Source organism: Salinimicrobium soli, from assembly GCF_048323655.1.
Taxonomy (GTDB): domain Bacteria; phylum Bacteroidota; class Bacteroidia; order Flavobacteriales; family Flavobacteriaceae; genus Salinimicrobium; species Salinimicrobium soli.
In genome coordinates, this window is the sequence record NZ_JBLUWW010000001.1 from 1,058,954 (window position 1) to 1,076,610 (window position 17,657).

Annotated in this window: 15 protein-coding genes and 1 tRNA gene; 6 read left to right on the forward strand and 10 right to left on the reverse strand. The window is 37.3% G+C overall.

Going from position 1 to position 17,657, the window contains the following annotated elements; all coding sequences use genetic code 11:
• Nucleotides 1-65: 65 nt before the first annotated feature.
• From ACNORC_RS04795 to ACNORC_RS04810, 4 genes are all read left to right on the forward strand, one after another.
• Entirely contained in the window at nucleotides 66-3,212 is a 3,147-nt protein-coding gene (locus ACNORC_RS04795; RefSeq protein ID WP_418334454.1) for an exodeoxyribonuclease V subunit gamma, read from the forward strand.
• A complete protein-coding gene (locus ACNORC_RS04800; protein ID WP_418334455.1) occupies nucleotides 3,209-6,547 on the forward strand; it encodes a UvrD-helicase domain-containing protein in 3,339 nt (1,112 codons plus the stop codon). Before ACNORC_RS04795 ends, ACNORC_RS04800 begins: the two co-directional genes overlap by 4 nt.
• 12 nt (nucleotides 6,548-6,559) lie before the next feature.
• Nucleotides 6,560-6,778, forward strand: a complete 219-nt coding sequence (locus tag ACNORC_RS04805) for a hypothetical protein (protein ID WP_418334456.1) — start codon at nucleotides 6,560-6,562, stop codon at nucleotides 6,776-6,778.
• A 79-nt stretch (nucleotides 6,779-6,857) separates the two neighbouring features.
• Complete coding sequence (locus tag ACNORC_RS04810) at nucleotides 6,858-8,504, forward strand: AAA family ATPase (protein ID WP_418334457.1); 1,647 nt, start codon at nucleotides 6,858-6,860, stop codon at nucleotides 8,502-8,504.
• 91 nt (nucleotides 8,505-8,595) lie between these two features.
• On the opposite strand, the gene ACNORC_RS04815 is transcribed toward ACNORC_RS04810, so the two are convergent.
• The 7 genes from ACNORC_RS04815 to ACNORC_RS04845 all read right to left on the reverse strand — a co-directional run bounded on the left by ACNORC_RS04815 (nucleotide 8,596) and on the right by ACNORC_RS04845 (nucleotide 14,075).
• On the reverse strand, nucleotides 8,596-8,823 hold the full coding sequence (locus ACNORC_RS04815) for a hypothetical protein (protein ID WP_418334458.1): 228 nt from the start codon (nucleotides 8,821-8,823) through the stop codon (nucleotides 8,596-8,598).
• 166 nt (nucleotides 8,824-8,989) lie between these two features.
• A complete protein-coding gene (locus tag ACNORC_RS04820; RefSeq protein WP_418334459.1) occupies nucleotides 8,990-10,057 on the reverse strand; it encodes a DNA adenine methylase in 1,068 nt (355 codons plus the stop codon).
• Between the two features lie 5 nt (nucleotides 10,058-10,062).
• Nucleotides 10,063-11,451, reverse strand: coding sequence for a hypothetical protein (locus ACNORC_RS04825; protein ID WP_418334460.1), 1,389 nt, complete (start codon nucleotides 11,449-11,451; stop codon nucleotides 10,063-10,065).
• On the reverse strand, nucleotides 11,444-11,980 hold the full coding sequence (locus tag ACNORC_RS04830; protein ID WP_418334461.1) for a hypothetical protein: 537 nt from the start codon (nucleotides 11,978-11,980) through the stop codon (nucleotides 11,444-11,446). The genes ACNORC_RS04825 and ACNORC_RS04830 overlap by 8 nt, the downstream gene beginning before the upstream one ends.
• Nucleotides 11,981-11,995: 15 nt before the next feature.
• On the reverse strand, nucleotides 11,996-12,889 hold the full coding sequence (locus tag ACNORC_RS04835; RefSeq protein WP_418334462.1) for a DNA adenine methylase: 894 nt from the start codon (nucleotides 12,887-12,889) through the stop codon (nucleotides 11,996-11,998).
• The gene (locus ACNORC_RS04840; RefSeq protein ID WP_418334463.1) at nucleotides 12,886-13,782 is read right to left on the reverse strand and encodes a DNA methyltransferase; all 897 of its coding nucleotides are present in this window, start codon (nucleotides 13,780-13,782) and stop codon (nucleotides 12,886-12,888) included. The genes ACNORC_RS04835 and ACNORC_RS04840 overlap by 4 nt, the downstream gene beginning before the upstream one ends.
• A 56-nt stretch (nucleotides 13,783-13,838) precedes the next feature.
• A complete protein-coding gene (locus tag ACNORC_RS04845) occupies nucleotides 13,839-14,075 on the reverse strand; it encodes a winged helix-turn-helix domain-containing protein (RefSeq protein WP_418334464.1) in 237 nt (78 codons plus the stop codon).
• 442 nt (nucleotides 14,076-14,517) lie between these two features.
• Here ACNORC_RS04845 and ACNORC_RS04850 point away from each other — a divergent pair.
• Both ACNORC_RS04850 and rpsT read left to right on the forward strand, forming a co-directional pair.
• Nucleotides 14,518-14,589 (forward strand) — tRNA-Glu (locus ACNORC_RS04850).
• A gap of 33 nt (nucleotides 14,590-14,622) precedes the next feature.
• A complete protein-coding gene (gene rpsT, locus ACNORC_RS04855) occupies nucleotides 14,623-14,871 on the forward strand; it encodes a 30S ribosomal protein S20 (protein ID WP_418334465.1) in 249 nt (82 codons plus the stop codon).
• 159 nt (nucleotides 14,872-15,030) lie between these two features.
• Here the strand turns inward: rpsT and ACNORC_RS04860 are convergent, their stop codons facing one another.
• From ACNORC_RS04860 to ACNORC_RS04870, 3 genes are read right to left on the reverse strand one after another with little or no spacing between them, the layout of a single operon-like run.
• Complete coding sequence (locus ACNORC_RS04860) at nucleotides 15,031-15,687, reverse strand: hypothetical protein (RefSeq protein WP_418334466.1); 657 nt, start codon at nucleotides 15,685-15,687, stop codon at nucleotides 15,031-15,033.
• A 29-nt stretch (nucleotides 15,688-15,716) separates the two neighbouring features.
• Nucleotides 15,717-16,625 carry an AbaSI family restriction endonuclease gene (locus tag ACNORC_RS04865; protein WP_418334467.1) on the reverse strand — a complete coding sequence of 303 codons (909 nt, stop codon included), beginning with the start codon at nucleotides 16,623-16,625 and terminating at the stop codon, nucleotides 15,717-15,719.
• A gap of 11 nt (nucleotides 16,626-16,636) precedes the next feature.
• Nucleotides 16,637-17,626: a hypothetical protein gene (locus ACNORC_RS04870; RefSeq protein WP_418334469.1), complete on the reverse strand. Its 990-nt coding sequence runs from the start codon at nucleotides 17,624-17,626 to the stop codon at nucleotides 16,637-16,639.
• Between the last annotated feature and the right edge of the window lie 31 nt (nucleotides 17,627-17,657).

The window sequence follows — 17,657 nt, forward strand, 5'->3', positions numbered from 1 at the left end:
CCTTTTGTTGTTAACCAACTTAACTGTCTACGTTAATCACCTGCCTCTAAATCTGCTACAACTCTATGGAACAATTCGCCGCAATGTCAGCGCTCGGACAAGACTTTAGCAATGTGGAAATTCACACCCACTCCTCTAATGAGAAGATTGCTGCGCTCCTGGCACAACAAATAAAAAAAACCTTTCAAAATGTAGAACTTGTTTTTCAGCCGGTCCACATTGTTACACCCAATAAGGCGCAGCATAATTGGCTAAAGGAGCAGCTGGCCCGGGAACTCGGGTTTATCGCCAACCTGGAGCAGCATAATCTCAGGTCTTTTTTTAGCGGGTTATTCCAAGAGTTATTTCCGAAAAAAAAGGAGCAGTCACGAATAGGACATTTGGTCTGGAATCTTTTTTCGGAACTGGCCAAAGAGAGTTTCAGGCAGAAATTTCCGAAGATCGCGGCATATTGTGGGGAAGATGAGATGAAGCGCCTCGCACTTGCTCAAAAGCTTTCCGGATTGTTCCAGGAATATGAACAATATCGTCCTGATCTCATTAAGGACTGGATAAACACCGGTGGTGATTCTCAAAAAGAGACAGAGGCCTGGCAGGCTTATCTTTATGTAAATGCCGAATTCGGGGAAAATTTCATTCATCCCGAAAAACTTCAGATGCAATTGGAGGAAAAATCAGCAATTCTTGATTCCTATCAAAGCCTTTATATCTTCGGCGAGGTAGATTTTACTCCTTTACAGCTCCAATACTTGAAGATCCTGGTGAACCAGCCTGATTTCAGGGTTTATATTTACCGTGCGAATCTTGAGATAAAGGCCAAAGCAAATCCCCTGGCTCAGAACTGGGGAGCGCTTGCAGAACTAGCAAAAAAGCAGTTGCAGGAGTTAACTGATCTTCCAGAGAATGGAATCCACTGTGATACTCCTAAGAACGATCTGAACCGAATTCAGCAGAGTTTTCTGAAGGATAAAGATGCTGAAGGATTAACACATGACGATTCCCTGCTTATCTATAACTCTTTTACCAAAGTACGCGAGGTCGAGGCCTTGTACAATTACCTCGTAAAGACTGTAGATGAAGCTAATAAGAAGGGGGAGAAAATTGGTGCCAGGGATATTGCTGTTTACGTGCCAAACCTGGATCCATATATCCCGGCTATAAAAACCGTTTTTGACTCTGCTCCTTATAGATTTCCATACACCCTGGTCAGCAGGGGCTTTAGTCGGGAAGAGAATTTCTGGACCGCCCTGGAACAGGTGCTGTCCTTTGAAAAAGAGGATTTTACCGCTCCTAAAGTTTTCAACCTCCTGGAGATGCAGCCTATAAAGAAGAGTTTCGGGTTTACAAATCTGGACCTGCTACGCAAAGCCTTTATTGATGCTAATATTCGTCGGGAATATGAGGGTAATGAAGATCTGGAAACTAACACCGTTTCTTTTAAGAACGGACTGGAAAGACTTATCTATGGCTTTTGCCTCGGAGATGAAAGCCCGGTAGAAATTGAAGGAAAAAAGATATGGCCGGTAGATATCGCCGAAGGCAGCGCTGCCCAGGATCTTTTCAGATTGCACCACCTGGTGGAATTATTACACCAGCTGGTAGAAAAGAAAAAGGAAAAACAATCTGCTGCCGAATGGCATAAAGAACTGATGCAGATCGCTGATGATTTTCTGCAGCCTGAAGAGAGGCAGGAAGAGCGCTTGAGCAGCCTGATGGAAAATCTTATCGCTCTGGAAACTTCGGAAGATGAAGTGGAGTTCCGAACCTTTTTCCACCGACTCAAGGACCATCTTCAAAACCAGGATGTTCAGCAGCTCACCGGGAAAGGCGGAATAGTATTTAGCGGACTCTATCCCGGAGTGAGTGTGCCGAAAAAGGTGGTGGCCTATTTAGGAATGAACTTCCAGGAGTTTCCCCGGAAGAATCATAAAACAAGCTTCGACCTCCTCCAAGATTTTCCTAAGACTGATCAAAGAACGAAGGATCAGGCTGCTTTTCTAGAAACATTTTTAAATGCACAGGATAAGGTTCTTTTAAGTTATTTAGGTCAAAGCGTTCGGGATAACTCAGAAATACCATCATCTTCCATAATTGATGATTTGACTGATTATGTGACCAAGCAAGGGGGGCATTTAGGAGAAGTGAAGCATAAGTTACATTCCTTTAATCCGGTTTATTTTGATGATGAAGATGAACACAAACACTTCTTTACCTACCAGGGATCTTCAGACCCTATAAAGCGATCAGATAAAACTGACAAACAACCAGAGAAACTTAAGGAGACACTAGAACTTCAAGAATTAATAAATTTTATGAAAGACCCCTTTAGGCATTTTTATCAAAGGAGTCTTGGGATTTTCTATGAAGAAAATGAAAGTCTTCCGGAATGGGAATGTTTCCACCTGGATGCACTTCAAGCCTGGATCCTTAAAGATAAGTTACGAAGCGAATATCTCGAAAACGATAAATTTGATTTGGAAAATTATAGGACGGGCTTATTGGTAGGAAGTAAAATTCCTTTAAAAAACCCAGGAAGAATTGAACTAAATAATACCAATGAAATTATTGATAACCTGATTCGATTACTAGAAGAGAAAACCGGTGCCCGGTCCATCGAATTATTGGAAGATGTTATTTTTATACCACAAACTTCCCCGCAAAATTTAAATCTGAATGTAAAATTAACCTGCATAAATAGGGAACTCCTTTGTTTGAATGTCTCCAAACTTGACAGGAAGAAAAATGTGAAAACAAAATATAAGCTTACAGCTTATATCCAATCCCTTGCCTATAGAGCCTTGGGTGAAACAGGGGCTATCCATTTTACCTGTCTGGATTATTATAATAAGCCTTTCCATCAACAGCTAAATTTAGAAGTTTCCCGGGAAGAGGCCATAAAGGAACTTTTGGTGATTCTCCATTTAATGGAGAAAAATTCTGAGAGCATTCTTCCATTTTATCCGGAATTAGAATTGAAAATGGAAGATCTTACAAAATGCGAAGATGATATAAAGGAGGAGAAAACAACTAGAATTAAAGATTTAATTGAAGCTACTTTTAGAGGAAATTCTAATGTATATCATTCCCCATATTTTAAGACTGAATACAACCTTGGTTTCTTCGAGGGTGAAAAAGGAGAATCCCGGTTGTTGGAATTGCACCAGAAGACCCTGGAAATAACTAATAAGGTAGATAAACTCTTTGGAAGATGAAAAATTTTGATCCTACAAATCCTATCGAGGTACCTCTGGAGAAAAGCAATATCGTAGAGGCTAGTGCAGGAACAGGAAAAACCTTTTCAATAGGTTTACTGGTTTTAAGACTGTTACTTGAAAAAAAGATCCCTATCCAAAGGATCCTAATGGTGACATTTACTAATGCGGCGGTCGCAGAATTGGCCTCTAGGATTCGAAAGTTCCTGAAAATTGGCATTGAATTTCTGGAGACAGGGGAGATAGAAGAAGGCTATAAAGACATTAAAAAGATCATCGAACTTAGTAGAGATTCCAACTCCCTTAGCTTATTAAAAATAGCTCTTTCTGATCTTGATGAAGCTTCCATACAAACCATACATAGTTTTTGTCAGGAATCTTTGAACAGTTATCCTCTGGAATCTGATCAGTCTTTTGGGCTGGACTTACAAACTGATATTCTGGAAATTGCCAATGAGGCTGTAAAGGATTTTTGGCGGAGGGAGATTACGGGTTTACCGGAGGAATTTTTAGAAGAAAATCCTGTAATATGTTTGGAGAATTTCCAGGCAGCGGTAAAGGAAAGTCTGGGTGGCAAAAAATTGGCTTTGGACAACGAGGTATTTCCGGAAGTTCTTAATAGAAAACTGGATGATTTTCAGAATCACATATCAAGTAATAAAAATGAGCTTGTAAGAAGAATAAGGAGTACAGGAATTAACCGATTTGGGGAAAATCAGCAGAATTCAGTTGTTGAATTACTTGAAAATTCGGAGAATCTGCGAAGTTGGCTCTTATTTAATAGAAATGATTCGAAGTACATCTATGAATGTTGGGAAAAGATTTTTCCAATTGAACGTCAAATGGCATTGGATATTCAACAATGCGAAAGGGATATGATTTCTTCTTACTTCCTTAAATGTATTAAAGAAATAAAGAGAGTTGTTACGAAGTATTTGGGTGAAAGAAATTTTATCACCTATGATGAACTCATCAATCGCATGCATAAAGCAGTGATAAGCAGGGCTGATTTCAGAAATTCCATAAGAGATAAATTTGGTGCCGTCTTTATAGATGAATTTCAGGATACAGATAAGCTACAATATGAGATCTATAATCAGCTTTTCAGGCAAGGCAAGATTCTTTTCTACATAGGGGATCCAAAGCAATCCATATACGCCTGGCGTAAAGCAGATCTGCACACCTATTTCCAGGCGAAAGATGCCATACCGCAGGAACGACAGTACAAGATGGATATTAATTACCGCTCTACCAAAGAATGTGTAGATGCTATAGAATCATTCTTAGATATCCGGGATCCTTTCTACACTGATTCTGATTCAACTCTAAAGCTCGATTTTATTTCCGTAAACGCTAATGATGAAAATTCAATTGGTCTAAATAGTGGAGATCATAAATTTGAGCCCCTTCATATTTTTGAGGGTAGAAATAAAGAGGAAATTCATGCTAAGATCCCCATTCTCGTAAGTGAACTCCTTAATAAGGAAAAGCCATATACCCTCAACGGAAAATCCTTGCGGAGCTCAGATATAGGAATTCTGCTTCGTAATAATAGTGATGGAGCAAAAGTGAAAAACAGTCTGGCTCAGGCTGGGATCCATGCTGTCACAATAGACGATGCACAAATTTTTAAAGATACCGATGAGGCAGGTTACATTTCTTATGTACTACAGGCGGTTCTGGAAACCTCAGAAGAAAATATTAATAAGGCGCTGGTGAATCCATTTACGAGATATTCAGCAGAAAAGGCCAATTCGATAAGTAAAGAAAATCTGTTGGATGTTTTCAGGAATTACCGAAAAATCTGGCAGGAGTCCGGGGTTTACCCGATGTTTAAACAATTTATGGGTGATTTTGATATCCATTCAAAACTTCTAGATCCTGATAATCCTTACGGTCTTCGAATTTTGAGTAATCTCACCCAATTGCTGGAATTATTACAGGAAGCAGAACATAAGCATGAACTAAAACCCATTGGACTAAATGCATATCTGGTCAAACAGCTTACGGAATCTTCAAATGATGATGAATATCAACAACGGATGGAGAGCGACCAGGATGCCGTGAAAATATCAACTATTCATAAGGCTAAAGGTTTAGAGTATCCTATTGTAATTGCTCCATTCCTTGATTTAAAAGCAGAAGAAGGGAAAAAGTCCACATTGGCTTATAAAGTAGATGGTGAAGATGGAGAATATAAGTTCTATATCCAGAAATTAAGATCTGATGAACAGAAAGACCTTGCTTTAAAGCAGATTGAGCAGGAGAATCGAAGGCTTTTGTACGTAACCCTCACCAGGGCAAAATATAATTGCATTCTTTTTAAAACTAGCTTCACTTCCAATAAAAAGGAAGGTAGGACTTATAATACCTCTCTAGATCATTTCGTAAATGAGAGAAATATAAAAGAATTTCAATTTCAGGGTTTAAAAACAGTGAAGACCGGGGACGATGAAAGGAAAGTTGACTTCACCGATTTCAGGAAAGCTAATGATTTCATGTTAGCCGATAAATTTTTTGGCAAACTCAGCTTTTCCGGCTTGAGCCTCCACGGTTATACTCCCAAGGAGAACAACAGCGAAATAAAAGATGATTACGACCAGTTTATCTTTAAGGATATTCCCGGGGGAACCAACCTGGGAAGTATGCTGCACTACCTGTTTGAAAATATAGATTTTGAAGGCACTCCCGAACATCACCGGGAGGAACTGGAGAAACTGCTCGACAGGTTCTATCCGCACAAAAAAGGGGAATTGACCGATGGACTCCTCAAAATGGTAAACCACGTTCTGGATTCAAACATCAGGATAGGTGATGAGCAGATCCCTTTAAGAGAAATTTCAAATGAAAGTAAGAAGAATGAAATGGAATTCGATCTCAGAACAAGCTGGGTAGACCTGCCGGGGCTAAATGACTTAGAAGCCGGAGAGGGAATAGAGATCCGCTGTAATACTCAGCATATGGCGAAAAGCGGTTTGCTTAACGGACTCATTGACCTCTTCTTTGAATACAATGGCAAATATTACATCCTGGATTGGAAATCCAATTACCTGGGCGACGACCTGAGCTTTTATGACGGCGAGGAAAAGATGCGGGAGGCGATGAACGAAGGCAATTACCACCTGCAGTATCTTATTTATACCGTAGCGGTAAAAAAATACCTGGAACAACGCCTTTCCAATTTTGATTATGACCAGCATTTTGGCGGAGTCATCTATGTTTACCTGCGAGGGGCAAGAGAAGGAAAACAAAGCGGCATCTATACCAACAGACCGACACTTGAACAGGTAGAGAGATTGGAATTATTGTTTAATAAAAAAGGTAACGCAGCATAAAATTTCAGAGTTATGAGCAAAAAAGAAATGGGGGCCTTTGAGTTCTTTGATCATGTAATAGCACAGGATTTTGGTGTGCCCGTAGAGGTTTACATAGAGACCATAGAAAACGCTCCTGCATTCAGGGCGGAGACCATTCTCAGCGGAATCATTAATGATGATCCAAAAAAGCGGGAACAGGCCAGGAGCTGTTTCCATATGCTCAAACCTCCTAATCATAGGATGAATTAAAAAAGCCTTTCTTGTCTAAAGTCTCATGTCTGAAGTCTCACATCTCACGTCTCACGTCTAACGTCTCACGTCTACCACAATGATCTACCCACCCAACTTCCCCACCCACAACGACAACCATGGCGAAAGGAAAGTCTTTGAATCCTTACAGAAGTTGGATCCTCATAATTTCGACATCTTTTGGAGCCGGGGCTTTACCGGAAAGGTTTCTGGTGAAGACAAGCATTATGAAATAGATTTCCTGGTGTTCGATCTAAGGGAGGAGCGACTGGATCATATTTACGTTATTGAAGTGAAGGGTGGAAAGGTACAGTATAGAGCAGAGGAGAATGCCTGGTTCCAGAATTCCCGGGAAATGACTCCGGGACCCGATCATCAGGTGATGGGATATGTATCTAATCTTTTAAAAAGGTATAAAGAAGTTATTGAGCATAAAGTGCCTGTTACCTGGCTGCTGTGGTTTCCGGATGGACTATTGGACAAAGATAAACTGCCAACTCAATGTGAAGCTTGGAATGTGTTGGACCAGGAAGATCTGGATAATCCGCGGACTGCTCTTAACCGGGCAGCAGAGGCAGTAGAAAATGAGTACAGCCACTTTAAGCGGATTTCTATAGACGATTACAAAACATCTATTCAAAATGATCTGCTGCAGAGCCTGGAGGTTTCTGAAAATTTCAGAACGCTGCTGGAGAACATGGAAATAAACATAGACAAAACAGAAGAAAGTCAGAAAGCCTTTTTCAACGGACTCTGGAGCTATTCGCGGCTGGCAGTTGAGGGTGGCGCCGGGAGTGGGAAAACTGTATTGGCAAAGTGTGCCGCTGAGGTTCTGGAGAAAAAAGGAAAAAGAGTGCTTTTCCTGTGCTATAATACTTATTTGTGCTCCGAGGTTAAGGCAGATCTAAATTCCGGAATAAAGACCGACAATATCCATAACCTGATGAGGGAGTTTGCCGATGACCGGGAACCAGGTTGGTTTGAAGCGCAGGATAAAGACAGGGATTTTTGGGATAAAGGCCTACCTGAAAAATTCAGGGAGCTGCTTAAGGATAAACCCCTACGGGAAGAAGAAAAATTTGACGTGATCCTTGTAGACGAAGCCCAGGATTTCGAGGTGAGCTGGCTCAATATGCTGCTCAGGTATCTTAATCCGGAGGCTCAGTTTTTCCTGTTCTATGATAAACGGCAGAATATTTTTGAACGGAATTTCATGCTGCCCCAGGGACAGGATTGGCATTCTCATCTTCTGAACTGTAACTACAGGAATACCCAAAAGATCAATGATTTTATAAACGAAACCGTGGGAACAGATGCTGTGTCGTACGGAGTCGATGCAGGGGAGGAGGTAAGAGTTAAAGAATATGCTCCCGGGGAAATGGCAGGGGCTTTAAAGCGATGTCTGCTGGAGCTGCACAACGTGGGAAAAGTGCCAAAAGAGCAGATCATGATCCTTACAGACGGCTCTACCCAAGACTGGGACCTAAAGGTTCACAGTAATGGTTTTGAATACGAGATCCTGGATCCTGTAAAGGCAAGGAAAAGGGAAAAGATATATTTCTCCTCTATCCGCCGCTTCAAAGGTTGTGAAGCCCCTGCAGTGATCCTGCTTCTAAAACAACGGCTGGAGGAGATAAAAAACGGGGAAGCTAAAAATAAGAATCGACTTTACACCCAGCTTAGCCGGGCGAAGAGCTTGTTGTATGTACTGGAGCCAGAATTTTAATCTGATCTCCATTCATAATCGCATACTGGACATTCGTAACATACACCATTATGGTAGGCATCTTCGCTGTGACAATTTGGACATTCCCTGTTTACGTATCCCATACTTTTGAAGCGTTAGTTATTTTGAAGAGATTTGCAAAAGGTACGTATTGGGTGTTAAAACCTAAGCCATATCTGATTTCCAGTTTATCCCGGTCGAAAACAATATGATAATGCACTTCAGTACCACCGCCTTCGTTTATAGTCCAGTCCTTTTCTTTGGCTGGATCATAGGTAAATAAAATTCCGCACTTTGGGCCTTTGCCTAATCCTGCCAACTCCTTTCTTTTTTACCGAATTCATTGCAGAACTGGCCGAGGGCTGCATTTATTTTATTTACCAGCTCTTCAGTATTTCCAAATACCATATTATAGTTTAATAAATTTCTTTTGATAATAACTCTGTTAAATTCCTTTCAATCCAAATTTCATTTCACAAACTTTATTAACTGACGAGCTTCTTTAGAATAAATAACTGTTCGTTTATGAATTTCTTTTTGTTGGAATCACCATTGTTATTGCTTTTATATCTTAAATATTTGTACTCTTTAAAAGATAACTCGCCATATTTTTTTAAAACGTTTAAAATATCGTCTGTTTTCATTATGCCTTCGCAGTTGTAACTTAAAACTAAATACTTAAAGTTAGCTTGGCTAACTATGTATTCCAATTCTTCAAGTGCTTTAGATTTAACGCAAAAAGTTGATTTCTGCTTTGAATAGTCCCGCAACCCTGCTACACCTCTAATTTCGGGGCTGTCGTACTTAGAAATTGTCTCTAATAAATGGTAGTTGGGAGCATATTGCCTTGAATTGTACGGAGGATCTAAATAAATAATGTCATAATCAAAATTCTTAATTAATTCAATGCTGTTTGTGTTGAACACAAGATTTTTTTTATCATTACTAATTATTTCTATCGGTCGAAGTTTTAATGGCTTAATGGCGCGAGGATCCCATTTTTTATGAAAAGCCGCATAAACTCCAGATATATTAGCATAGAAGGGAACGGTTTCAATTAAACATGCAATTAAAATAAAGTACTCCTGTTCAGAAATTAAATTATCCTTAAACCATTCATTAATCTGTATTCTGATAGCATCAATTTTTTTACCGTTTTCACTGGTGAAAAACATTCGTGGTGCATCAAGGTGGACTGTTCCTTCTGGAGTATAATTTTCATATATAAAACCTTTCTTAGGTTCTAGTCCATCTAGGTAATTTAAAACCATTTCTAGTTCTGAACTAGGGAATAGGTTTAAGGGCTCTTCTATATCTTTTAAAATACCGGAAAATTTTGGTTCTTCATTGTTTTCTATATAGGCCTTTTGTAAAACATAACTTGTGTATAAAAGATCTGAAGATATTATTTGATAGCCCTTTTTTTTGAAATGCTTGCCCACATTTGTTGTGCCGGAAAAAAAATCAAAAAACAGACCTCCTTTTAAGTTTGTGAATTTTAGCTCATCATAAATCCATTCAACCAATTTTTCTTTATTTCCAATAAATCTCATAATCTTTATTTCCAGTAGTCTCTAAAATTTTTCAATGATTCCTTAAACAGTTGCGGAGCTGTTGTACTTAAAAGAATGCTTCCCTTCTTATTCAGTAAAAGGCTGACTTTTCCAACAGGTTCATTACTATCTTCACTTCCAAACAAGACCACAGTTCTTATTATGGAATATCCGGGATAATATTTCTTTATGTATAATTCCTCAAAACTATCAAATCCATCTAACTGCAGAATACCTTTGGCGGAGTTTCTATACATCTCTCCTTCAATATCTATAACTTCCTGTTTTTTAAAATCAACTAAGGTCAAATCCGGTAAGGCAATTATAGCCTTTTTATCACCCCCTTTATAAAGAGCCCTGTCTGAATATTTTTCAACAGCTAATTTTTCTCCCTCCTTTGTTAAAAAATAACCGCGTTCACAACCTGCATGGTTTTCATAAATTGACATTCCTTCTGAAAACTCTTCAACCATAAGGTGGAGAAAAATGGTACCTATTTTTTCTCCATTCATTTCATAATGCCAATAATCTGTTAACTTTTTTGATGCCGGAATTTCCAGGTTTTCTAATTTGATGTTATGCCTATTAGCTATTCTGATAAACTTGTTACCATTGGTTAACATGTCTTGGCTAAGACCATGGAGAGTTATAATAATATCTTTTTCCCATCCTAAAGACCTGAGTGTAGCAGATATTAGGCTTAAAGCGCCGATGTTGGGATCATGACTTAAACGACCACTTTTTACTAACCGGCCAGATACTTTTATTTCATCTGTAGATTTTATAATATCTATTGCTACGTTGCCAGCGGGGGGCCTCCTCATTGAAGTTTTAAAAGCAATAAGATCATCAATATTATCCCAAGGGACCATTTTACCATTGAGAGTTTTGCCACTGATTTCGACCCCTAAAGTTAGTAAGCACCTTGTTCCAAATATATTAGTTTCGGTAGCATTAGCTTTTTGCTCTCCCTGAAGGTTATAGAGCATTATTTTTTGTGTGTCAGGATAAAAATAATCTACATAGACAAATTTTGTCGCTCTTTGAAAAATACCTGTATTACGACTTTCGCTATCGCCAGTCTTTGTCTCTTCAATTACAAGTACCGGGATGTCATTTGGTTCGGGTTCTTCTAAACTGTCAAAAACAAGGTAATCTACAAAACTGGATTTCCCACTAATTATTTTTAAATAAACCCCTTCTATTTTTGGGGTATTAAGTCCTAAAATTTTGTAAGTAAAAGAAAATTTATCCTTATGTAGGATAGGGATAATCCTAATATTATCTATGAAGCAAGCAATACCTTTTTCTTTGGCATATCTCTTAAATATAATTGCTAATACTTTTTTTTTCGGTCTTTCTTCTGTTAATATCCACAGATTGGTTTTATTCATTTTTTTGGAGGGATTGAAGTAGGGTATTTATACTATGTAATTCTGTGTCAAATAGAACATAATTGTCTAAATAACCTTGATTTTGTATTCTGTTCACTTTAATAAAATCATTCTTTAGAGCATATCCAATTATTTCCACTTCAATAGGTTTCTTATCATATAACCTTACGGATATGTAGATATCTTTAGGCTTTTTCTTTAGTTGTTCAACCATTTCCAAGGTTCGTGTATGAAATGCTTTTGTTCTTGTTTTGACATCTACTTTTAGTCTTTTCCCACTTTTTGTATGAACTATAAAATCATAAAAATCTGCTTCTTCATGGGAAGTAGTGTCTTCTTCAAACTTTATATTTTCATCGATAAATAGTTTCTTAATGGCTTTTTCTCCAATTTTTCCTTCAAACATTTTTTTTTGTTTGTTATCCAAACCGCCTGAATGAAAATCATGCCTGTTAGAAGTATATTGACGGGATAGCCTGGAATAAATCAAAGCCTCATTAAGAAGGCTGTCTGGAATGATAATTCTCATTTAAAACAAATTTATCTAACTATAATTTGTGATCAAGACTTCAGAGCTATTGTTCTTTTTTTTGTCTTTTAACTGATAATTTGAGTTCGAGTAATCTTTGTTTAAGTGATGAATATAATATCCATTGCTGCTTAACCAATTCATTAATATTGTATTCTCAAGACCTTTATGTTCTAACACATTGGATAGTGCGAATCTGACTCCTCTACTGTTTAAGTTATTTAAAATTTTATATAGGTTTGTTTCTTCTTTAGTGCTCCATCCTGTGAATCCTCTCTTGCCATCGTTATATGTACCCGTAGTTATTAAATAGGGTGGATCGCAATAAACAAAGTCTTGTTTTCCCAGAAATGAATAATCAATTTGGTCAAAATCTTGACTCAAAAAATGCGTCTTTTTCTCTTTAAGTCTCGTAACGAAATTTTCTAAATTATTTTTCATCGTAGGATTGAAACTACTGCGGTCACGGCCAAAAGGATTGTTAAATTCATGTTTTTTATTATATCGAATTTGGTGATTAAAGGAAAAGGCAACGAGAACAAAAAGATCTAAAGGATTTCTATTTTGATTATAGAAGCGACGCAACTCCTTATAACCATTTTCGTTTGTTTTAGATAATTGAAATTCCTCAATTCTCGATTCAATATGATTTAGAATTGAATCATAATCCTGTTCATAAAAAAATTTGTACAGGTCAATTAAGTAACGAATGTTGTCATTTAATACTAGCTGCTTCGATGGTATATTTACTGCGACATTGCAGCCTCCAGCAAATAAATCAAAAAAGACATTGATGTCGTTTGGAATTTTGGGAATGATTTGTCCTAATAACTTATATTTCCCGCCGATATAATTTAAGGGAGATTTGAAGTAAATTTTTTTCTCTCCCTTCTTTACTTTATTTATCAATTTTTTTCCTCTTTCCTAAAGATTAATATGTATTGGTGTAGTTGATTTCCTACATAGGCATATGGGTAGCCGTAAGGAAATAAATTCATTGATTTATCAAACCAAATTTTCATTCCTTTAAAAAGCAAGCCATTGATCTTAGATAATGCTTTTACTATATCAGAATGGAGCATGCCATCGTAATCTGGCTTTGGTTGAAAATCTTTGGTGAAAACAATTAAGTACCTTTTATTCCTTAATTTCTTCACCGCCTTTTCTGTTATTTCTTTTAATTCTATTAAGAACTCGTTTATCTCGAGATTTCCAATGTCACCCTCTATTGTAGAAAATGGAGTAGGTTGGTTACTTTTTTTTGTTCTAGCTGCATGTCCTGTTTTTATCCTATTCATCATGTTACCGTAAGGGGGATCAGTGACAATTAGATCAAAGATTTTATCTTCCAACAATTTATTTTTATCCAAATCTCTTGCATCACCTATTATGGTTTTTTGTTCTTCCAATTCTAAGTACTGATTGGCTTCTTTATAAATATTAATGTATTTTTCTGAGAGATCAATTCCGATACAATTTCTTTCTGCCATTGATGATGCTAACAAAGTACCTCCAACTCCCATAAATGGATCAAAAACTAATTCTCCTTTCTTGGAAAAAAATCTAATTAGTCTCTCCATGAGTTGTGGAGGTTTTGGAGTAGGATGTGATTTCCTTATATGATGAGCGAAACTTTCTTTTCCTTTTGTTGAATATCTTGTCTCTATTAGTTCTATGACAAACTTATTGAACTCTCGTTCCCATTCTTCAGTTTCAAATGATTCAATGGAATTGGTATTGTAAATCCATTCTTTTCCATTTAAATCATTTAAAGTATTTCTACTCGACGGTTTGTTGTTCATATTTAGGGCCAAAAAAGGTTTTAAATTTGAGGATTGTGCATGAATACTTTCTTCTTCTAGCCTTTTCTTTTTTTAAAACTAAAAACGCCCCTATCCCTTTGAGATATTTCTGAATCTTTTTTTTCCAGCATTCTTTTAAGCGAAGTATATACAGTTTTACGAGGGGTCAAGCCAGTAGTCATTTTATATTTATTTTTGACTATCGTTTTAGCTATTTCAGAATAATGAAGGGGTCGCTTGGCTTCCTTTAAAACCATTTTTATTGCTTCTTTCCATGTTACTTTATTTTTCATAGTTTAGAAATTTTCATGGATTTACAAGATATCGTGAATAAAATCAAATTGAAGGCTTGAGAATGTGATTAAACTGTCCATAAAAAGAGGTTGTAGTTGTATTTAGTGAGCTTTTACAAAAAATAGCTACTATTTTAATGGTTTTCTTGGTGTAGGGGGCAAAAAAGATCCTGAAATAGATGCTCAAAAATAGTCCTTTTCTTACTTAAAACAAAAGATTATGTTAAGGCCCGGGTGTTAAAAATATACCATTGGCTCCCAAGAAATTTTCTTCTTATGAGTCAGTTTTGATTCATCTTCTCAGCTTCCAGTGGATCTGGAAAAACCTGATTTTTTTTCTTTGGTAATATCTATATCATCAAAATGAAAAATTAGAATCTTTTCGGTACAAATACTTTTTTTTAAAAAAATAGTTGCACTTTTGCGGCCGCATTTGAAAAAAGGTCCGTTCGTCTAGGGGTTAGGACGCCAGGTTTTCATCCTGGTAACAGGGGTTCGATTCCCCTACGGACTACTACGAATTAATTAATTGGAACAAGAGTAAGTAATGGCAAATCATAAGTCAGCATTGAAAAGGATCCGGGGTAACGAGACGAAACGTCTAAGAAACCGTCATCAACATAAAACTACCAGGAATGCGATCAGAAAATTGCGTGAGGCTGATAAGCAGGAGGCAGAGACATTATTTCCTACAGTAGTTTCTATGATAGACAAATTATCAAAACGAAACATCATTCATAATAATAAAGCAGCCAACCTTAAATCGCGTTTAGCTGAACACGTAGCAGCACTTTAATAATTTCCTTTATATTTATTAAATGTTTTCGCTACAAAATAAATTATTGTTTATAAGCTGACTGTCGCTTTAGATAGGTGTTCGGCTAGCGTAGACTATTGTTCAGTTTCTTCATGGCCAGTATAATTCCAGGATTATGGTAGTCACAAGGCACACCGACTAATTCTTTTTTAGTTGATCTGTATTCAATTCAAATTGTTGATCATCTTTAAGAGAGAGAACATCATTGGCAATTAGTGCTCCCTTTTCTATTAATTCCACCCTGTTGTAATCTACTGTGAATTTAAATTCTTCCAGACATTCGATAACTGATTCTTTATCCTGAAGAATAGAAAAAATTCCATTGAGAATCTGATCTCCCTCTTCTTTTGAGAAGTTCATTGTTCTTTCTCCCTCCGGTGTATTTTCAAAAAAAACCCATTTCTTAATTTCGCTGGAATCCAGGTTATAATCTGTTCCTTCTAAGGAAATAGCTGCAAAGGCATTAGGGCCCAGGACACTGTCGAGGAGGTCTTGGAATTCTTCATCAATTGAATCAAATTCTTCTTCGGTACCCTCTAAACTGTAATTGAAATCTTGCTTATCCTCATAAAAAGTTACCTTGATCGTGGATGCAGTTGCTCCATTAGTTTCTATAATATCCCAGGCAATCCTATCTAGGTGTTGCTCCAAAGAAGGATACTGAAAATTAAAGTAGGTGGCTTCCAGCATTGAGCTCTGTAACTGGATATATTCTATTTTGACCTCACCCAGAACCTCCTCTTTGCACAGGTAGTTTATTAAATCGTGGCTGTTTTTGAATTTTATTGTTGCCATGCTAAAAAAATTTGAAGGATTAAGAGATTCTAATCTACGAACTGGAGTTTTGTTTTCTTATAATCATAGGTTTTTGCTTCATCGTTGGTCCTACACCAGACAAGACCATCTTTATAATTAGACGAATCTTCATCTAGTTCAAATATCCCGCGAAACCTATAAAGAATAAATCCTAAAGGATCTTTTACCCGGGCGAATACAATTCTTCGCTTTAGATGGTCATTTAAGTGATACTTCACGTGCTTCATTCTTTTTTCATCGCTTTCTATATTTCTTTCCCTGATTACTCCTTTTTCCTCATCATAAAAATTTTCCCATGCACCATTTGGATATAATTTTGGAAACCAAATCATCGTATTTTCCTCAAAAGGGTGTTTGGCACCTGCACGTTGAAATCCTTCGTAGTTTAGACCCATTGCCTTGCATCCATCTACAATCCTCCTAAAAGCAACTTTATCCCCGGTGGTTATTTTTCCTTTTTTTATCCAGGTATCTGGACTGAATTCTTTTTCAGGATCCCAGGGATCAAATTCTCCACTTCTTTTTCTTTTAATTAAGCGTGTTTCAATCTCAGTAACGGTCTGATCACACTGATCATTAATTTCCTTAATCGTAGTGTTGCAAACGTCAATTCGTTTTGGAGAAACTCCCACTACGTTGTGAAAATCCGCATCTCGAACTTTGTCAGCTTCCTGTTGATTTAAGTGATGTCCCTCATCTATTTCAATAAAATAATTCAGTTGGGGGAAATATAGATCCGCCAGGTAATAACCATCTTCTTTTTTTATGTATTGCTGGGTAACAAATTTTACATCCAAATTATCCAGCCGATGAATTATCCTAGAGATGACGTAATTTTCGTAGTCCTTTTTATTTGTACGGGCAATTTGCTTTTTTATGTATTCTTTTTTGGTCAAATAAAATCTGGATTTCGGCATGAATCTGGTTTTTAGGAGTAAATGTTCAAGTTTTCCCAGGGCCGCTCGGCCAGCTTCGCAATTTCGGGATCGTGTAACAGGGGGAAGATTTCATCAAGGTTGTGAAGCATTTTTATATTTAAAAGATCATTACTGTCATCTTCGACTTCTAAATCTTCGGGATCCAAAGACTTAATTCTAAAATCAATATGAACCCAATTGATATCTTCGTCTATTACAAATCCATTTGACCAAAGCCAGGCCAGATGAATAAGCCGTTCATAGTATTCCCGGGTAGGTGCGTCATCAAAATTCTCCATTTGAGGAAAAAAATGTTGCCACAATTCTTTTTGTTTCTCCACCGGGAAGGATCCAAAATCAAAAACAGGTTCATCAAAGGGTGCTTTGCGCATTTCCAGCTCCCTGAATTTATTAGGAAATTGTGCTTTAAGCCTGTCATAGGCTGCAGCCGGGATTGATTTTATTACGGCACTGGCGAAATGTTCAGCCTTTGTTACGTCCTCGTGTGTAAAAGGAACGTCGTCGGGCCGATTTCCAAAATCAATTTCCAAATTATCCAGATTACCGGAAACGTTTGATCTTGAGGTGTCAAGATTTAGTATTTCTCCATAAGAAGAAATTAAGGCAGCATGTGTTTTATAATTAGGAATATTTGTGGCCCACCTCTCAAATGAGACATGGTTCTCATTTACATCTGCAATCTCAAAACCGATGAACTCTTTGAGATTTCCGGCATCTAATTGGTGAATCTTTTGATTAACGGAAAAATACAACAACACATCGTTTTCAAAAAAATCTGTTATCATGTCCTGTTCCGGAAACAGCAGATGTGCGCGCTTTACCAATTCATAAACGTCTTCTTTTTCAAATAACCTGGATATCCCTGTGAGGGTCATGAGACTGGTGAAAGCCTGAGCTATTGGAGAAGGCTTTTTATTGCCGACAGTAAATAAATGGTCGTAATTCTCAAGAAATCTATAATCGAGTTTGATGCTTACCATAGTATTGCTTTACAGTTTAAGTTTTGATTTT

What these genes read in the sequence shown, in the direction of transcription:
- ACNORC_RS04800 (WP_418334455.1), top strand. Translation starts at nt 3,209, where the DNA reads ATGAAAAATTTTGATCCTACAAATCCTATCGAGGTACCTCTGGAGAAA.
- rpsT (WP_418334465.1), top strand. Translation starts at nt 14,623, where the DNA reads ATGGCAAATCATAAGTCAGCATTGAAAAGGATCCGGGGTAACGAGACG.
- ACNORC_RS04830 (WP_418334461.1), bottom strand. Translation starts at nt 11,980, where the DNA reads ATGAGAATTATCATTCCAGACAGCCTTCTTAATGAGGCTTTGATTTAT.
- ACNORC_RS04860 (WP_418334466.1), bottom strand. Translation starts at nt 15,687, where the DNA reads ATGGCAACAATAAAATTCAAAAACAGCCACGATTTAATAAACTACCTG.
- ACNORC_RS04825 (WP_418334460.1), bottom strand. Translation starts at nt 11,451, where the DNA reads ATGAATAAAACCAATCTGTGGATATTAACAGAAGAAAGACCGAAAAAA.
- ACNORC_RS04795 (WP_418334454.1), top strand. Translation starts at nt 66, where the DNA reads ATGGAACAATTCGCCGCAATGTCAGCGCTCGGACAAGACTTTAGCAAT.
- ACNORC_RS04845 (WP_418334464.1), bottom strand. Translation starts at nt 14,075, where the DNA reads ATGAAAAATAAAGTAACATGGAAAGAAGCAATAAAAATGGTTTTAAAG.
- ACNORC_RS04820 (WP_418334459.1), bottom strand. Translation starts at nt 10,057, where the DNA reads ATGAGATTTATTGGAAATAAAGAAAAATTGGTTGAATGGATTTATGAT.
- ACNORC_RS04805 (WP_418334456.1), top strand. Translation starts at nt 6,560, where the DNA reads ATGAGCAAAAAAGAAATGGGGGCCTTTGAGTTCTTTGATCATGTAATA.
- ACNORC_RS04810 (WP_418334457.1), top strand. Translation starts at nt 6,858, where the DNA reads ATGATCTACCCACCCAACTTCCCCACCCACAACGACAACCATGGCGAA.
- ACNORC_RS04840 (WP_418334463.1), bottom strand. Translation starts at nt 13,782, where the DNA reads ATGAACAACAAACCGTCGAGTAGAAATACTTTAAATGATTTAAATGGA.
- ACNORC_RS04865 (WP_418334467.1), bottom strand. Translation starts at nt 16,625, where the DNA reads ATGCCGAAATCCAGATTTTATTTGACCAAAAAAGAATACATAAAAAAG.
- ACNORC_RS04870 (WP_418334469.1), bottom strand. Translation starts at nt 17,626, where the DNA reads ATGGTAAGCATCAAACTCGATTATAGATTTCTTGAGAATTACGACCAT.